The following is a 14,977-nucleotide window of genomic DNA, read 5'->3' as shown; positions in this document are numbered from 1 at the left end:
TAATCGCTAATCGCTAATCGCGATGCCTTACTGCCAAATAGCGGCAAGTGAATCCATAAGGCCGCTCGTTGCACCTTGTGATTGAAGTGCCTGAAGAATGATTGGTGCAAATGTCGTAATCATTGACGAATCCATACCTAACCCAGCAAACGCACTTTCAACAGCACCTTGTGAGCTTAGAACTGATGATAAGCCAGTCGATTCAAGTGAAGACATTCCAGGAATGAGTGATGCGAGTTCTTTATTGTCTGCTGAGCCAAGTGAATTTTGTGCAAGCGCCAACATTGAACCGATACCGCCAATTGCTTGATCGCTGGTAACAGATGCTTGATCAGCAACGGTATCAGCAAGTGGTGTTGTTTCGTTTTGTTGAGACCACATATTCACTGCTGCCATCAGGGCAGTTTGCGATAGTTGGGAATAGTTGGTATCTGATGATGAACTGGTTTGTTCAGAGTCGCTAGTGCTAGCGCAAGAGACTACAGCAAGGCTGCTGAGCATAGTGATGAGTATTTTCTTCATTATTCTTCCTTAAGTAATAAAGTAATCGACCTATTCACTATAAACGAAAAACGGCGATGTAGTCACATCGCCGTTGGATTATTTTAATTTTATTTGCCTATAGTATTTTGTTTTACTAAAGGTTTTTATAAAAATTAAAGGATAGCTAGAAGTTCTACTTCAAACACTAGAGCAGCAAATGGTGGGATTGCAGCACCTGCGCCACGCTCACCGTATGCTAGATCTTGAGGGATGTATAGCTTCCACTTAGAGGCAACAGGCATCATTTGTAGAGCTTGTACCCAACCTTGAATTACGCCAGTTACTGGGAATTCAGCAGGTTGACCGCGAGATACAGAGCTGTCGAAAACAGTACCGTCAGTTAGTTCGCCGTGGTAGTGAACACGTACTTGCTTGTCTGCAGTAGGGATTTCGCCAGTACCTTCAGTTAGTACTTCGTACTGAAGACCAGACTCAAGAACTGTTACTTCTGAACGAAGAGCGTTGTCAGTTAGGAAAGCTTCGCCGTCAGCTGCTGCTGCTTTAGCTAGTTCTTGACGTGCAGCTTCACCACGAGTGTGTAGCTCTTGTAGTGCGTTGTTGATTTCGTCAACTTCGATAGCTGGCATGTCACCAACTAGAGCTGTTGCGATACCAGCAGCGATTGCGTCAACGTTTAGGCCTTCAAGACCAGAACCAGCAAGTTGTTGGCCCATTTGTAGACCGATACCGTAGCTAGCTTTTTGCTCTACAGTTTCAAATTTTACTTCAGACATGAAAAGTCACTCTTTTTGTCAGTACGAAAAGGGTAAGAATACCAGTATTAGCAGCCTGAATAAACGGCTAGCCCCTGATCACTTACGCTTTAACGTGTCCAAATCACAGCTATGTCAATTTTCTTGCTTTGGTCTCTGTTGTTGCGGAAAGATCTATACTGTTGGTACTTTGGTTTTTATACTGTAGTTATTCAATGTATAGGACGCAGTGGCATGAATCGTCGTCAAAAGAAAAAACAGAAAGTAGACCACTTAGCAGAGTTCAAGGATCGACTGAATCAGGTCAAAGAGAAATTAAGCTCGATCGATATCAAGAAAATAAAAATCTCAACCGTGCAGGCCTGGGGATCATTGCCGAAATTACACCAGAGACTATTGATGGTGATTTCGCCGATCGTATTGATCTTACTTTTTGTGCCGCTACCAGAACCTAAAGTAGACGTAGCCCCAGCAACATCGCGCGTTGAGCTTGAGATAAACACCGTTGGTTTAAGCGAACAGCAAAATGCCAAGAGCAGTTCATCAGAACCGAGTAACAACAACTGGCAGGAGTATCTTGTAAAGCAAGGGGATACGTTAGCGCAGGTTTTTCGAAATAACGACTTGCCGTTGTCTGACTTGAACGCGCTAGTGCGTATTGAAGGGGCAGACAAACCACTTAGTCAGATTCGTAAAGGCCAGCTAGTTCGATTCAAACTCGCTGAGACCGGGAAACTAGACATTCTTCAGCTAGAAAAAGGCAACACTTCGGTGATGTTTTTCCGATTGTCAGACGGTGGCTTTGGCCGTAGTAAGTAGCTCAATACTGAGCCTGCGTTAAAGCGTTTCGTCAGATACAGATAGTCGATAGAAAAGAGCTAATGATTAGCTCTTTTTTTTGGTCGCTTGAAAGGTGCAAGCGGTAAGATGATGAGCATAATTCCGATAAAGGTTAACGTATCTGGAATCTCATCAAACCATATAGCGCCTATTATGGCGACAAACACTAAGCCTGAGTATTCAGCCAAGGCAATTTGACTAGAGTGTGCTTTTTGGTAGGCAGCGACCGCAAGTCCGTTGTAGCTTAAGATTAGCGTCGCACTTAATGCTATGTATCCCAAATGTTCCACCGACACCGGCTGCCAGTATAAGAAGCACAGTACTAATGAGGCTGGAATAGAGAATAAGGTTGTCCACCACAGCGTAGTGACCACCGTTTGCTCACTAGGAAGCTTTCTTACCAATACATTGAATAGTGCGAGGGTGAGTGCTGTACCCAAAGCAAACAGTGCTGCCCAATGAAATTGTGATGGCCTCAAGACAATCAATGCACCAATAAAACCGATAGTGGTGGCGATAACCTTGCCAAGTGCCGGTTGCTCTTTCAGTAGAAACATAGAGAGAGGTAACATCAACAGGGGCGCGACGTAAAATACTGCGTTGGCGGTAGCCAAAGAAAGGTGGGTGATCGCGACGACCATACATCCGCTGCCGATTAGGATCAGTTGTCCTCGAATAAAGGTCACTTTAGCTTGTTGTAAGCGTCGTTGTTCTTTTTTCTGTTGTAGCCACAAAGGGGTGATGATTAGCAGAGATATAAACTGTCGGAAAAAAATATACTGAAGAGGCGGTACTTCGCCATTCAACAGTTTTACCGCTACGTCGGAAAGCGAGGCAAACAAGTTACCTGCAACCAACAATAGAATACCGACAGTGATATTCGTCATTACTTTTCAAATCTCATGTCTACATGCGGAATATCGTCTTCCAGATACATCTCAGAGATAGTTTCGAACCCGTGATTCGCATAGAAGTTTTCTAGGTGTTGTTGCGCGCCAATATCGATGGTCTTGCTCGGCCAAAGAGTCTCACAGCGTGTTAACGCTTCTTTGATCAATTGATGACCCAAGCCATCACCTCTTGCTGATTGCTTGGTCGCCACTCGGCCGATGCTGGTATTGTCGTAAGAAGTACCTGGTGGTAACAAACGGGCACACGCCACTAGCTCTGCATCAGCATAGCCAAGCAAGTGTTCAACACCTGCGAGTGTATCTTTACCATCGAGCTCTGGATAAGGGCAATTTTGCTCAACAACGAACACATCTACTCGTAATTTAAGTAATTGATAAAGCTGTTGTGTTGAAAGTTCAGAGAAGGGAATTGAGTGCCAAGTGATCATGTTTACATCCAGAGATTATCGATGCTCTGAATGTACTATGTGCGATGATTGTTGGCATTAACTATTGTTAATTCGACCTTTAATTCTGCTCAGACTGATCGCGGTTATACCTAGGTAAGCCGCAATTTGATTGTCGTTCAAGCGCTGTTCAAGGTCGGGGTAATGTTCGCAGAACAGTTGGTAGCGTTGCTCTGGGGTATAAAGTAACATAAAGCGTTCTTTGTTTTCCTTGTGCATGAGCTGAGTTTCTAACAGCTTTAAATACAGAGGGTTATTTGATGCACGCCACTCAATAACCGCATTCATTGGCAGTTCTAACATTGTGATGGGTGTGAGCGTTTCTAGTAGGTAAGGGGACGCTTGGTTCTTTATCAAACTCTCAAAGCCGATGATCCAGTCTTGTTCCCAGTAGAATTCTTTGCTGTATTGCTTACCGTCATTAGTGAGATAACAAGCGTGGCATAAGCCTTCAAGTACAAAGTAGATCGAACTCGCCATCTCACCTTGATTGATCAGGATGTGTCGGGTCGGCAGCTCAAGTGGTTTCGCGACAGCTAATAGAGATTCAATCTGACTCTCAGAGAAGTCAAAGCTTTGTAGTTGTTCGATAAAAGAGGTGTGCATGAAAATAACCTAACCCAAATAAGTGCCGAAATCATCGCACTTATTTGGGGAGAGGTACAGAGCAGGCTAAATCAGCGTCGACTGTGTTGCTCTAGATAATCTTGAGCGAGGTCTCTGCCCATGTATTTGCCTAGGGTTTTCAATGGTACTTTCTTAAGATTAACCACAATCAAGCCATCCAAGGCATCATTAAACGATGGGTCGACGTTAAAGCACACAAGTTTACCGTTCATCCCTAAGTATTGGCGTAGCAGTACCGGTAGGCCTTTCCCTTGCTCCATACGAGCCAACACTTTAGAAAGCAGAGGGACACTCGCCAATGACGATAGCAGGTGATTCTGCCAAAACACATTATTACTGGTATTGAGTGGTGACGAAGGAGAAACCAGATTCGCCTTTTGTTCATCGTAATGGTGTATGGATAAGGTCGTCGCAATCAACAGACGCGCATTATGACTGTAATCATTACTGATACTGACAGGGCCGAATAGGTGAGTGTATTGAGGGTGACGATACACGAAGGCCGCGATACCTTTCCACAATAGTAATAGTGAGTTAAGGCTCTTTTGATAAGGCTTGCTCACTACAGAACGCCCAAGCTCGATACTGTTGTCTAAGGTATCGATGAATTCTTGATTGTAGTTAAACAGGCTACGAGAGTAGAGCTTATCAAGCCCGTGCTCAGCGATGAGCTTGTCGACCATACCAAGTCGGTATGCACCCACTAATTCAGCCTTGGTTTTATTCCAAACAAACAGTTGGTGGTAGTAAAGGTCATACTCATCTAAATCACAGGCAAGCCCGCTGCCTTCTCCGACTTCTCGGAAACTCTCTTCTCTAACTCGACCAATTTCGCGCATTAAGTTAGGAATAGATTGGCTTGGCGTACAGTAGACTTCGAAGTCCCCTTGCTCAAGTAACTTCATCTCTTCAGGAAGAGAACCGACCTCTATTGCCAACACTTCTGGTGGAATAGGCGCAATCACTTGGGTGTCAAAAGAGGGCGCGTGGATTGGCGTATTCGGGCTATCTTGTTGACTCATTAGGTAGGTATTGAGTCGTAGGTAGTTGACGATATCCATCTCTTTTTCAAACGATTTGATCTCTGAATACGGAATCGAAGAGCCAATCGAGATAGAGATAGTCGTCGCCTGTTTATTAAGAAGTTCACGGCCAAGTAAAGCCGTTCTCAGTAGTGGGTGAACACGGCCCGCTTGGTAGAAAAGCTCACTGTTCTTGCCATTGATAAAGATAGGCACCGTGGTGGCTTGGTGACGCTTAACAAACTTTGCGACTGATTTGCTCCACTCGATGTCTGTTAGTGTCTTGGCCCCTTTACGGTAACTCGATACTTCGCCAGCAGGGAACACAATCAAGAGTCCACCGTCTGCTAAATGACGATTGGCATCTCGAATAGCTTTAGCATTGGTGCGTTTCGATTCTTTACTGTTAAAGACATCGACCCCAATGAAAAGATCATCCAGTTCAGGCAGTCGCTTGAGCAACTCATTGGCCAACACTTTCACATCCTTTCTTATCGATCCTACGAGATCAGCAAGGATCACGCCTTCAATCGCACCAAGCGGGTGGTTAGCCACAATGACTACTGGCCCTTGTTCGGGAATATTATCAGTGGCGCCTGCTGAAACGGAATAGTCGATATTCAATGCTGACAAGGTGTGATGCATGAATTCAAAGCTAGATAACTCATCAGGTCTATCTTGATAGAGCTTATCTAGCTTAGATAGCCCAGTTGCCCACTCGACAACAGACTCACCTAAACCAAAAGGCGTGTAACGTGGTAAACGAAAAGGACTATCAATCATAATGAAGCTACCTTATTGACTAAAGTTGTTTAGGAAACCGTCTTGATTCTTGAAATCTTTTACACTTAAAAATGCACCGCAAAGCCATACTAGGCATGCCATGCCAAACAGTAATCCGCCGTCATAACCGACAATTTCACCCGCTGCGTTAAACTCAGGCATTTGAATACCGAGCGGCGTAAACAGATGGAAAAATATCGCGCCACTCATAATCCCCACACTCATGATGGCACCCAGACCATGCCAACGAGTAAACAGCAAAATGGCCGCAATCAATTCAGCAAACCCAATCAAGTAGCCGCCAAATGAACCGAACCAACTTAAGCCAGACCATGTCGCCAAGGTGCCAAAGATATGCTCAGTCTCGTATGAGCCTGTGAACTTAAAAAACAGCGACTGAACAAATACGAAAGCGATAAATGCCGCAGGAATATGTTTAGCTGGAGTGAATGTCATGGTTATTCCCTTATTTGATCAGTTGCGGCCAAACGGTGTCGGCTTTTTGAATATGCTGTGCTCGGTCTTGTTCCCAACGCTGTTTAATCTCTTGGTCGTAGTTGAGGTAAAGCTTGTTATCAACAATTGTCCATTGGTTTGGGTCACCGGGTGCAAAGTCACTTTTTGCTGAAACAGCCCAAGCGCAATAACCCCCATATTGAGGGGCATATTTTTCAGGATTATTAACAAATAAAGTCAGATTCTTTTCAGATGAGAAATACCAGTCCGCGCCTTTGTACTCGGTGCTGAATTTTTTACTGCCTTCAATGGACTTGCCTGAAGTGAAATAAGCCACAGTATCGTAGCCATCGAGCGCCTTACTGCTAAAGAACCCTGTGTAGATTTCATCTGCGGCAAATACGTACGGGCTAACAAGTAGCATGACCATGGTTAATAGTTTTCTCATGATGGACTCCATCTATAGATTGATTACGGGTGATAAATCGAAGGTAAAACGCTGTTGATTTATCTGGCATGGCTTAATGGGTTCACAAGGCGAGCCGGGTGCATAAAACATCGAGGCTTGGCCGTGTAGATTGCGTAAGTGTGTAAAGCTCACCGTATGTGCGTCTTCGCGATGCATACAGGTCGCTAAATGAGGCTGTTCGCTGTGATGGTGAGAATGAAACTGAAGTAAGTTCTGTTGATTCTTACCCGTTGCCATAAGCTGATCGTATTTTGCTTGTCGATAGGCTTGTACTCGCTCTAAATCAACACCGGATGAGAAGAGCGGAGAATCGGTTTCGACTATTTTTTGTTGAATGCCATCCCACATATAGGCGATAACCAAACCATGGTGTTGAGTTAAGTTCGGCGCGAAAGCCAGCAGGGTAAATGGGGCAAAAGAGTGCAGGTCGAGCTGATGAAATGCTTCAGAGAGCTTACTGATGTTACGACTCGATGATAGATTCTTGAGTAGCAAACCACGGCTGACTAAAAGGCCATCAGGCACTATGCCTTGATAGTTATTGAGTAGGCATAGTGAAAGCCCGAACTCATTGATACTTATCCAGCTACCACCGCCAGTTGGGTCGAGTGGCATGATGATATCGACGCCGTTAACTCGATATTGTTTAGGTGGCATTGCCAGTGCTCGCGTCTTTTGTTCGTCACGGTTAAAAAAGACCTGATAACCATTTTCTTCAAGCAGCCAAGATACTGAACACATGATTATTGCTCCCTCAGATAGCTGCTGGTGGTTGGGGCATAACCAAAGGTATTGCATGTTTCGACATCAAGAAAGGTCGTGATCACCTTGATCATCGCATAGTGATGATTGGCATGCAGAGCAGCAAAGGTGACCTCTCTTTCTAACGTAGAAGGCAGGCTGGCGAATACTTGTGTATCCATTGAAACTTCGGTTTGGATCATGATAGGCGCTTCGAGATCTCTGCGGTCTAATCGTTCAAGCCAGTTGATCACATAATGGATCTCTTTTACTGCAATTGAGCGGTCGTATTCGACGGGATGACCACGACGGCGAGTGTTGTAATCAACGGTCGCATTCTCTTTTAAAATTAAAGCGTGAAAAAGATCGAGCGTGTGACGAGTATGCTCACCAATAGAGCTTGTGACGTGCGGCTTTGCTCGTGTCAGATAGTCGCTGTCAGATATCGCTAACAAAAACTCTAGACCCTGATTCAATATTTCTACCGCTCCCTTGATACTAGGAGAGAAAGAAGTGAGGGCGCTCGGTTGGGCTATGGGGTTCATTCATGGTCCTCGTACAAAGTTAGTCAGTGGTCGGATATTGTTGAACAAGACGTCGCTCTTCTTGCCACGCAGCGAATAAGCTCTTGAAAGAGGGAGTCTTATGGCCTCGTTGTTTTTGCTGAGCGCCAATATCAAAAAGAATACGGTATTGCAGAAGTAGTGTAGAAAATATCTCTCGCAGCGGTGTGTTGCGATCCCAGATATGCCCAGCCTCACTGCTTGCGCCATTGACCTCAAGGATCGTGAAATCCTCGCCGTTCATTAGGCTGTGCATGTCTTTAAACTTGACGTCGAGTCGGCCAAAATGAAAACCATCGAAGTCATCGAATATCTCGTCTAAACGTTCAGTTAAAGCCTGAGTAATGTATTGATTGCCATCGCGGAAGATGCAGCCACGGCTATGGCTACCTGCGAACGCGAGTTGGAACTCTTCGCCCTCTGCGAGCACTTGATCCAATTTATCTTCATGCCTTGGTAGATACAGGTGGCTGAGTTGCCCAGCACGCGGGCTATTTTCAATTAACTGCTTGAGGGTCGACTTGCCATCACCCATCACCATTGGCGCATATTTGAGTGTGATCGAGATGATCTCGCCTTGCTTTTTGTTTGGGTAACGAACATAGAAAACGCCAGCTTCTGCCTGATAAGGCGCCTTTTCTTGCAGTAGAAAGCGAGCATTATTTGGGAAAGATTCAACATATTGCTCAAGTTGATCTTGTGTGTTGATCAGCTTGACGCCAACGCCTCGACAGCCAAGATCTGGTTTCGCTACAATCGGGAAATCAAGATCGGATTGTATGAGTGCGCTGCGTGCATCTTCAGCTTGTTTCTTACCGCTGAGATCCGTTTTGGTGAGGGTGATAAACGGAGAGATCCAACGCTGACTTGAAGATCCGGCAAGGCTTAATATCTCGTGTTTTGATTCGCCTACCATACCGCTTAACTTGATGCTTGGGTTGGCGATGAGCGGCAGTGCCCAGTCAAAGTGCCGTAACCCTTGCATCAGGCTTTGAATCACGACTGGCGTGTAGAAGAACCAAGTCGGAAGAAACTCATAAGGAGAGACACTGCGCACGGTATCTTTTTCAAGCAAAGGCATGCCTGCATTGATTTGATGTGCGGGAATGATGCGAATATCTTGCGGTGAACTCATGATAATCCTCTAGAGTAGGTTTTATTCATTAATCGATTACCGATAAACAGTAAAGCGATGGCACACGGGATAACGATCCATTGATATTCAGAGGCTTGCAGCCACGCTGATGTCCCTAAATAGTAGATGGCAGAGAAGACAATGCCAGTCCAGATTGCGGTGGCGCTGATGACAGCAAACAAGAAAGTAGGCAGTGGGATGGCGAAAAAGCCACTTAAGGTAAACCCGACGGTGCGAAGCCCTGGAATAAAGCGGATAACAAAAAGGCTGCTGAATGCGTTCTGACGTAATTTGGTACGAAGCGAACGAAAGTATTTATTCGTGAGGGCTTTATATCGAACACCTCGGAAATAACGTCCTGACTTCCCTAAGTAATAAAGACCGAGATCACCCGTGGCAATACCGATGAAAATAGCAAGCAGCGCATATTGAGGAAGTATTAGACCTTGAGTCGCGATACCTGCCGCCGTAACAATCGCAAGATCTTCAAGCAGGTAAGAAAGCGCGATGATGCCAAGCATCAGCCATAGCAGCGACTCCTCCCCTGAATGTAACCATGCTTGAATGCTTTCGACGGTGCTCATCAAATGTCCTTATCTATCCTATAGATGAATGGCTTAACGACCATTCATTGAGTGTAGTAAATTAAATAGACAGGAGGAGCAGAGAAAAACTTACAGCTGATTAGCGTTTTTTTGTGTTGGATTCATTCAATTGGTGGTTTGAGTCGTGCTGTTTGACTGCTGTTTGACTGCTGTTTGACTGCTGTTTTGAAGCTGAAGGCGTGGCATTTGGAAGCGGGTTGAACGAGAGTTTGTCGTTCGAAAATTAGGGCTTTGGGCTGAACATTTAGAAGAAAAGAAAAAGGCTGAGTCGTAAAACTCAGCCTTTCAGAACGTTAACTATGGATTACTTAAGCAATCTATTTAGTTAGGTCAATCTGGTAAACAGCAAAACCAACATCGTCAGTCGCAACACGTTTCATCGGGTATTGACCCTTTTCTTTGATGAACTCTGCTGCTTTGTCACTTGGAGATGTTTCAAAGCGGATATCTAGCTTGTTATCCGTTTTGATTGGCGCAAATGACCAATTGTTATCCGCGCTTGGGCTCACTTGACCTTGCTCTTTGCTTACGCGAGAGATGTAGTTTGCAAGAACAGTACGGTTCTCATCTGGTGCATCAAATGCGATGAAGTCTTCACCTGTGCCTGGGAACTTAGCGCTGTATGCACGGTAGTTGTTGGTGGCGATCAGGAAGTCTTGCTTCATGTCGATTGGCTTACCTTGGTAAGTTAGGCCAACAATACGCTGTGATTCAGGGTTAACCACTTTACAGTTTGCATCGTATTTCGCAGGTTGAGTTACGTCGATTTGGTAATCAACACCGTCGATAACATCGAAGTTGTAAGTGCGGAAATTATCCCACTCGATCAACTGTTGTGGTGCTGTTGAGTTAACATCCACTTGGTTGAACTGACCTGCAGAACACTCAAGCCACTCTTTTACTTCGTGACCTGTTACCTTCATCGCAACTAGCGTGTTCGGGTAAAGGTATAAGTCAGCTGCGTTACGGAAGGTTAGTTGACCAGACTCAACCTCAGTGAAGTTTGCTGGGTCATTCTTACGGCCGCCGGCCTTGAATGGTGCAGCCGCTGAAAGTACTGGCGTACCATCTAGGTCAGGGTCACCTTGGATGAACTGTTCAACGTAATCTTTCTGTGCAAGGTTAACGATTTGAACTGTTGGATCGTCTTGTACTAGAGACAAGAAGCTGTACATCACATCGTCTGCTTTACCAATCGGTTGGTTAACAAACTCACGAGTACCAGCGTGGTCTTTTTCTAGTGCTGTTACGATGCCTTCATCAGCTGCAGCAAGCGATTTCTTCTCGATTTTGTCGTAGATAGGGCGTGCTTCTGATTGGCCTTTAACAACTTCCCACTTACCGTCTTTTTGTGCAAGTGTTAGATCCATAACACCAACGTGGCTACCCCAACGACCTGGCATTACTGCCGCAACGCCGTTCATTGTGCCAGTTTCGTTGTCGATGCCTTGAATGTCATCAAAACCTTTACCTGGGAAAACTGCGTGAGAGTGGCCGAATGCGATCGCATCGATGCCGTCTACTTCAGATAGGTAGAACGTTGAGTTCTCTTCGCCATTTTTGTATGGGTCAGTTGATACGCCTGAGTGAGGGATAGCAACGATAACTTCAGCGCCTTCTGCTTTCATTTGAGGCACTAACTCGTTAGCCGTTTCAATGATATCGCGAGCGATCACTTTGCCTTCTAGATTCTTCTTATCCCACGTCATGATTTGTGGTGGAACAAAACCGATGTAACCCACTTTTACTTCGTGCTCTACGCCAGCAGTATCTTCGAACGTGTGCGTCTTGATGATGTAAGGCGTGAAGTAGTGTTCTTTGGTTTCTGCGTCGTAAACGTTAGCACTGATGTACGGGAAATCAGCGTCGTTGATAGATTCTTCTAGGAACTCAAGACCGTAGTTGAATTCGTGGTTACCTAGGTTTGCAGCGTCGTAGCTTAGTTGGTTCATAGCTTTGTATGCAGGGTGAACTTCGCCCGCTTCGATGCCTTTGTCTGCCATGTAGTCACCCATTGGGCTACCTTGCAGCAAGTCACCGTTATCAACTAATACGCTGTTGGTTACTTCGCTTTGAGCTTCTTTTACTAGAGTTGCAGTACGTGCTAAGCCAATTTTTTTCGATGGCTTGTCTTTGTAGTAGTCGTAATCCATTAGATTGGTATGGATATCCGTCGTTTCTACGACACGTAATTTAATCACTTCATCGGTATCTGGTGTTGTTGTGCAGCCTGCTAAAGTCAAACCAAGACCCGCAAGTACAGCCAATGACAAAGGTTTCATTGCAACTTTCATTTTGTAGCTCCAAAGTGGATAGTAGAAAATTCGTTGCGTAATGTAACAAAACCGAATGAAACAATGATTACAACGAATGTTAATTCGTGACTTAGATCGATTACTTTATGGTGTTCTGCAAGACGCCTCCCAAAGCTGCTCAATCGATGCACAACTGATATCGATAATATTAGTCCATTCATTTCACCTGCTTATCGGTAAATTCAATCCCTTATCAGCTTTTCGAATAAAAAATGAAATTTTAGAATTTCCAGTAATATGAGAGGCTCGTCATAATGCCTATATCAAGGACGTATCAGGCAGATGAATAGCAAGGATAGCTCAAAACGAAGCTTCTGTTTTCTTCTAGTGCCAATACTCCCATTCACTCAAGTGGATGAGTTAAATCCCTTGCTTGGCAAGACCAAGTAATGAATTGCTCGTAACGCGAGCCTTAAAGGAAGCACTGAAATGGACCAAGAACGTTTAACCCACCTAAAACAGCTCGAAGCGGAAAGTATTCATATTATCCGTGAAGTAGCGGCTGAGTTTGATAACCCAGTGATGATGTACTCCATCGGAAAAGATTCTTCTGTGATGCTTCATTTAGCTCGCAAAGCGTTTTATCCAGGCAAGATTCCATTCCCGCTATTGCATGTAGATACGGATTGGAAATTCCGCGAGATGATTGAGTTTCGTGATCGTACGGCTAAAAAGTACGGCTTCGACCTTTTAGTACATAAGAACCCAGAAGGTATTGAGATGGGTTGTAGCCCATTTGTACATGGTTCTTCGAAGCACACTGACATCATGAAAACACAGGGCCTTAAGCAGGCGTTAAACAAGTATGGGTTCGATGCGGCTTTTGGTGGTGCGCGTCGTGATGAAGAAAAATCTCGTGCGAAAGAACGTGTTTACTCTTTCCGCGATAAGAACCATACGTGGGATCCAAAAAACCAGCGTCCAGAGCTTTGGCACACCTACAACGGTCAGGTGAATAAGGGCGAAAGCATTCGTGTCTTTCCACTATCTAACTGGACTGAGCTTGATATCTGGCAATACATCTACCTAGAGAGCATCGATATTGTTCCACTCTACCTTTCAGACAAACGCCCTGTAGTTGAGCGTGATGGCATGCTGATCATGGTTGATGATGACCGTATGGAGTTGCAAGAAGGTGAAGTGATTGAAGAGAAAAGCGTTCGTTTTCGTACTTTAGGCTGTTACCCATTAACCGGAGCGGTTGAATCTGAGGCGAATACGCTAACAGGCATTATTGAAGAGATGCTGGTGGCGACGTCTAGTGAGCGTCAAGGTCGAGCAATTGACCATGATCAGTCGGGCTCTATGGAGCTGAAAAAGCGCCAAGGTTATTTCTAAGAATCTAAGGAAAGAAAAATGAATAGTGCAGTAGAAGCCGAATTGGCTGAACTAGGGATTGAAGGTTATCTAAGTCAGCATCAGCATAAATCTATGCTTAGATTTTTAACTTGTGGCTCGGTAGATGACGGTAAAAGTACGTTAATCGGTCGCTTACTCCATGATACAAAACAGATTTATGAAGATCAGCTAGCAGCGGTTCACTCTGATAGCCAACGAGTGGGTACCACAGGTGAGAAACCTGATTTAGCACTGCTTGTTGATGGCTTGCAGGCTGAGCGTGAGCAAGGGATTACGATCGATGTGGCTTATCGTTACTTCTCGACTCAAAAGCGTAAATTCATTATTGCTGATACCCCAGGGCATGAGCAGTACACGCGCAACATGGCAACAGGCGCTTCAACGTGTGATCTAGCGGTGATCTTGATTGATGCTCGTAAGGGCGTTCTGGATCAAACCCGTCGTCACTCGTTTATTTCTAACCTGCTTGGTTTGAAGCACTTCATCGTCGCAGTCAACAAAATGGATCTCGTCGAGTACTCGCAAGATCGTTTTGAAGAGATTCGCGATCAGTATCTAGAGTTTGCTGAAAACCTAGAAGGCGAAACTAACATTCAAATTCTGCCGGTTTCCGCGCTTGAAGGCATTAACGTTGCAGCACCAAGCAAAGAGCTTGCATGGTTTGAAGGTCCATCTCTATTAGAAGTGTTAGAGAACGTCGACATTGACCAAAAACGTTCTGCGGGCGAATTCCGTTTCCCTGTGCAGTATGTCAATCGTCCTAACTTAGATTTCCGTGGCTTTGCCGGCACCGTGGCTTCTGGTCGTGTCAGCGTGGGTGATGAAATCAAGGCGTTGCCTTCAGGTAAAACCTCTAAGGTGGCAAGCATTGTGACTTTTGATGGTGAACTTGAATCAGCACAAGCGGGCTTGGCAGTAACACTGACTCTTGAAGATGAAATCGATATCAGCCGTGGTGATTTGATTGTGCTGGAAAATGCTCAAATTGAATCAACTAACCATGTATTGGCTGACATCGTATGGATGACAGAGCAACCACTGCAACCGGGCAAAGCTTACGACATCAAAATCGCAGGCAAGAAAACCGTCGGTCAGGTTGAAACGGTTCGTCACCAATATGACATCAACAACTTGTCGACTTACGCAGTTGATGAGTTACCACTGAATGGTATTGGCTTGTGTGAATGGTCATTGAACGAGACTGTCGCGTTGGATAAATACCGTGAGAGTGCTGATACCGGTGGTTTCATCGTTATCGACCGCCTGACTAACGTGACGGTGGGTGCTGGTTTGATTCGAGACCGTTTGGACTCTGTTGAACAGCAAGTCGGTAACTTCTCTGCATTTGAACTTGAGTTCAACGCATTGGTACGCAAGCACTTCCCTCATTGGGATGCCAAAGATCTAAGCCAATTACTGAAGTCATAAACGACTAAGTAACAGCTTATT

16 protein-coding genes are annotated in these 14,977 nt (G+C 45.0%); 3 read left to right on the top strand and 13 right to left on the bottom strand.

Translation table 11 applies throughout. The features are described from left to right. Nucleotides 1-27: 27 nt before the first annotated feature. Together AACT19_RS11360 and AACT19_RS11355 are read right to left on the bottom strand one after the other, a co-directional pair. Nucleotides 28-522 (bottom strand): DUF2780 domain-containing protein, encoded by a 495-nt coding sequence (locus AACT19_RS11360; RefSeq protein WP_076646333.1) that lies wholly within the window; start codon nt 520-522, stop codon nt 28-30. 134 nt (nt 523-656) lie between these two features. Beyond that, entirely contained in the window at nt 657-1,277 is a 621-nt protein-coding gene (locus tag AACT19_RS11355) for an FKBP-type peptidyl-prolyl cis-trans isomerase (protein ID WP_076646331.1), read from the bottom strand. A gap of 213 nt (nt 1,278-1,490) precedes the next feature. Between AACT19_RS11355 and AACT19_RS11350 the strand changes: the two genes are divergently transcribed. Then, entirely contained in the window at nt 1,491-2,075 is a 585-nt protein-coding gene (locus AACT19_RS11350) for a LysM-like peptidoglycan-binding domain-containing protein (RefSeq protein ID WP_076646329.1), read from the top strand. Between the two features lie 59 nt (nt 2,076-2,134). Here the strand turns inward: AACT19_RS11350 and AACT19_RS11345 are convergent, their stop codons facing one another. From AACT19_RS11345 to AACT19_RS11295, 11 genes are all read right to left on the bottom strand, one after another. Then, nucleotides 2,135-2,983 carry a DMT family transporter gene (locus AACT19_RS11345; protein WP_076646327.1) on the bottom strand — a complete coding sequence of 283 codons (849 nt, stop codon included), beginning with the start codon at nt 2,981-2,983 and terminating at the stop codon, nt 2,135-2,137. Further along, nucleotides 2,983-3,435, bottom strand: coding sequence for a GNAT family N-acetyltransferase (locus tag AACT19_RS11340; RefSeq protein ID WP_004735261.1), 453 nt, complete (start codon nt 3,433-3,435; stop codon nt 2,983-2,985). The genes AACT19_RS11345 and AACT19_RS11340 overlap by 1 nt, the downstream gene beginning before the upstream one ends. A gap of 57 nt (nt 3,436-3,492) precedes the next feature. Next, nucleotides 3,493-4,059, bottom strand: coding sequence for a Crp/Fnr family transcriptional regulator (locus AACT19_RS11335; RefSeq protein WP_004735262.1), 567 nt, complete (start codon nt 4,057-4,059; stop codon nt 3,493-3,495). Nucleotides 4,060-4,130: 71 nt separating this feature from the next. Next, nucleotides 4,131-5,885, bottom strand: a complete 1,755-nt coding sequence (locus AACT19_RS11330) for a lysophospholipid acyltransferase family protein (protein ID WP_076646326.1) — start codon at nt 5,883-5,885, stop codon at nt 4,131-4,133. A 12-nt stretch (nt 5,886-5,897) separates the two neighbouring features. Further along, on the bottom strand, nt 5,898-6,341 hold the full coding sequence (locus tag AACT19_RS11325) for a hypothetical protein (RefSeq protein WP_004735264.1): 444 nt from the start codon (nt 6,339-6,341) through the stop codon (nt 5,898-5,900). Nucleotides 6,342-6,351: 10 nt separating this feature from the next. Then, on the bottom strand, nt 6,352-6,789 hold the full coding sequence (locus AACT19_RS11320) for a YHS domain-containing (seleno)protein (RefSeq protein WP_076646324.1): 438 nt from the start codon (nt 6,787-6,789) through the stop codon (nt 6,352-6,354). A gap of 12 nt (nt 6,790-6,801) precedes the next feature. After that, nucleotides 6,802-7,551: an NRDE family protein gene (locus tag AACT19_RS11315; protein WP_076646322.1), complete on the bottom strand. Its 750-nt coding sequence runs from the start codon at nt 7,549-7,551 to the stop codon at nt 6,802-6,804. Between the two features lie 2 nt (nt 7,552-7,553). Next, nucleotides 7,554-8,096 (bottom strand): hypothetical protein, encoded by a 543-nt coding sequence (locus AACT19_RS11310; RefSeq protein WP_017083769.1) that lies wholly within the window; start codon nt 8,094-8,096, stop codon nt 7,554-7,556. A 19-nt stretch (nt 8,097-8,115) separates the two neighbouring features. Continuing rightward, nucleotides 8,116-9,249, bottom strand: coding sequence for an ATP-grasp domain-containing protein (locus tag AACT19_RS11305; RefSeq protein WP_017083768.1), 1,134 nt, complete (start codon nt 9,247-9,249; stop codon nt 8,116-8,118). Further along, a complete protein-coding gene (locus AACT19_RS11300; protein WP_004735269.1) occupies nt 9,246-9,833 on the bottom strand; it encodes a DedA family protein in 588 nt (195 codons plus the stop codon). Before AACT19_RS11300 ends, AACT19_RS11305 begins: the two co-directional genes overlap by 4 nt. A 338-nt stretch (nt 9,834-10,171) precedes the next feature. Continuing rightward, nucleotides 10,172-12,148, bottom strand: coding sequence for a bifunctional 2',3'-cyclic-nucleotide 2'-phosphodiesterase/3'-nucleotidase (locus AACT19_RS11295; protein WP_076646320.1), 1,977 nt, complete (start codon nt 12,146-12,148; stop codon nt 10,172-10,174). A 414-nt stretch (nt 12,149-12,562) separates the two neighbouring features. Here AACT19_RS11295 and cysD point away from each other — a divergent pair, with 414 nt between their 5' ends. Next, nucleotides 12,563-13,507 carry a sulfate adenylyltransferase subunit CysD gene (gene cysD, locus AACT19_RS11290; RefSeq protein ID WP_226088532.1) on the top strand — a complete coding sequence of 315 codons (945 nt, stop codon included), beginning with the start codon at nt 12,563-12,565 and terminating at the stop codon, nt 13,505-13,507. An 18-nt stretch (nt 13,508-13,525) separates the two neighbouring features. Continuing rightward, nucleotides 13,526-14,956, top strand: coding sequence for a sulfate adenylyltransferase subunit CysN (gene cysN, locus AACT19_RS11285; protein WP_017083766.1), 1,431 nt, complete (start codon nt 13,526-13,528; stop codon nt 14,954-14,956). The last annotated feature ends 21 nt before the right edge of the window (nt 14,957-14,977 follow it).

This window comes from Vibrio sp. 10N.222.47.A9, from assembly GCF_963872585.1.
Classification (GTDB): Bacteria; Pseudomonadota; Gammaproteobacteria; order Enterobacterales; family Vibrionaceae; genus Vibrio; species Vibrio splendidus.
This window is presented reverse-complemented; position numbering and strand designations above follow the sequence as displayed.

What these genes read in the sequence shown, in the direction of transcription:
- AACT19_RS11355 (WP_076646331.1), bottom strand. Translation starts at nt 1,277, where the DNA reads ATGTCTGAAGTAAAATTTGAAACTGTAGAGCAAAAAGCTAGCTACGGT.
- AACT19_RS11325 (WP_004735264.1), bottom strand. Translation starts at nt 6,341, where the DNA reads ATGACATTCACTCCAGCTAAACATATTCCTGCGGCATTTATCGCTTTC.
- cysN (WP_017083766.1), top strand. Translation starts at nt 13,526, where the DNA reads ATGAATAGTGCAGTAGAAGCCGAATTGGCTGAACTAGGGATTGAAGGT.
- AACT19_RS11320 (WP_076646324.1), bottom strand. Translation starts at nt 6,789, where the DNA reads ATGAGAAAACTATTAACCATGGTCATGCTACTTGTTAGCCCGTACGTA.
- AACT19_RS11360 (WP_076646333.1), bottom strand. Translation starts at nt 522, where the DNA reads ATGAAGAAAATACTCATCACTATGCTCAGCAGCCTTGCTGTAGTCTCT.
- AACT19_RS11330 (WP_076646326.1), bottom strand. Translation starts at nt 5,885, where the DNA reads ATGATTGATAGTCCTTTTCGTTTACCACGTTACACGCCTTTTGGTTTA.
- AACT19_RS11295 (WP_076646320.1), bottom strand. Translation starts at nt 12,148, where the DNA reads ATGAAAGTTGCAATGAAACCTTTGTCATTGGCTGTACTTGCGGGTCTT.
- AACT19_RS11305 (WP_017083768.1), bottom strand. Translation starts at nt 9,249, where the DNA reads ATGAGTTCACCGCAAGATATTCGCATCATTCCCGCACATCAAATCAAT.
- AACT19_RS11345 (WP_076646327.1), bottom strand. Translation starts at nt 2,983, where the DNA reads ATGACGAATATCACTGTCGGTATTCTATTGTTGGTTGCAGGTAACTTG.
- AACT19_RS11310 (WP_017083769.1), bottom strand. Translation starts at nt 8,096, where the DNA reads ATGAACCCCATAGCCCAACCGAGCGCCCTCACTTCTTTCTCTCCTAGT.
- AACT19_RS11350 (WP_076646329.1), top strand. Translation starts at nt 1,491, where the DNA reads ATGAATCGTCGTCAAAAGAAAAAACAGAAAGTAGACCACTTAGCAGAG.
- AACT19_RS11300 (WP_004735269.1), bottom strand. Translation starts at nt 9,833, where the DNA reads ATGAGCACCGTCGAAAGCATTCAAGCATGGTTACATTCAGGGGAGGAG.
- AACT19_RS11340 (WP_004735261.1), bottom strand. Translation starts at nt 3,435, where the DNA reads ATGATCACTTGGCACTCAATTCCCTTCTCTGAACTTTCAACACAACAG.
- AACT19_RS11315 (WP_076646322.1), bottom strand. Translation starts at nt 7,551, where the DNA reads ATGTGTTCAGTATCTTGGCTGCTTGAAGAAAATGGTTATCAGGTCTTT.
- AACT19_RS11335 (WP_004735262.1), bottom strand. Translation starts at nt 4,059, where the DNA reads ATGCACACCTCTTTTATCGAACAACTACAAAGCTTTGACTTCTCTGAG.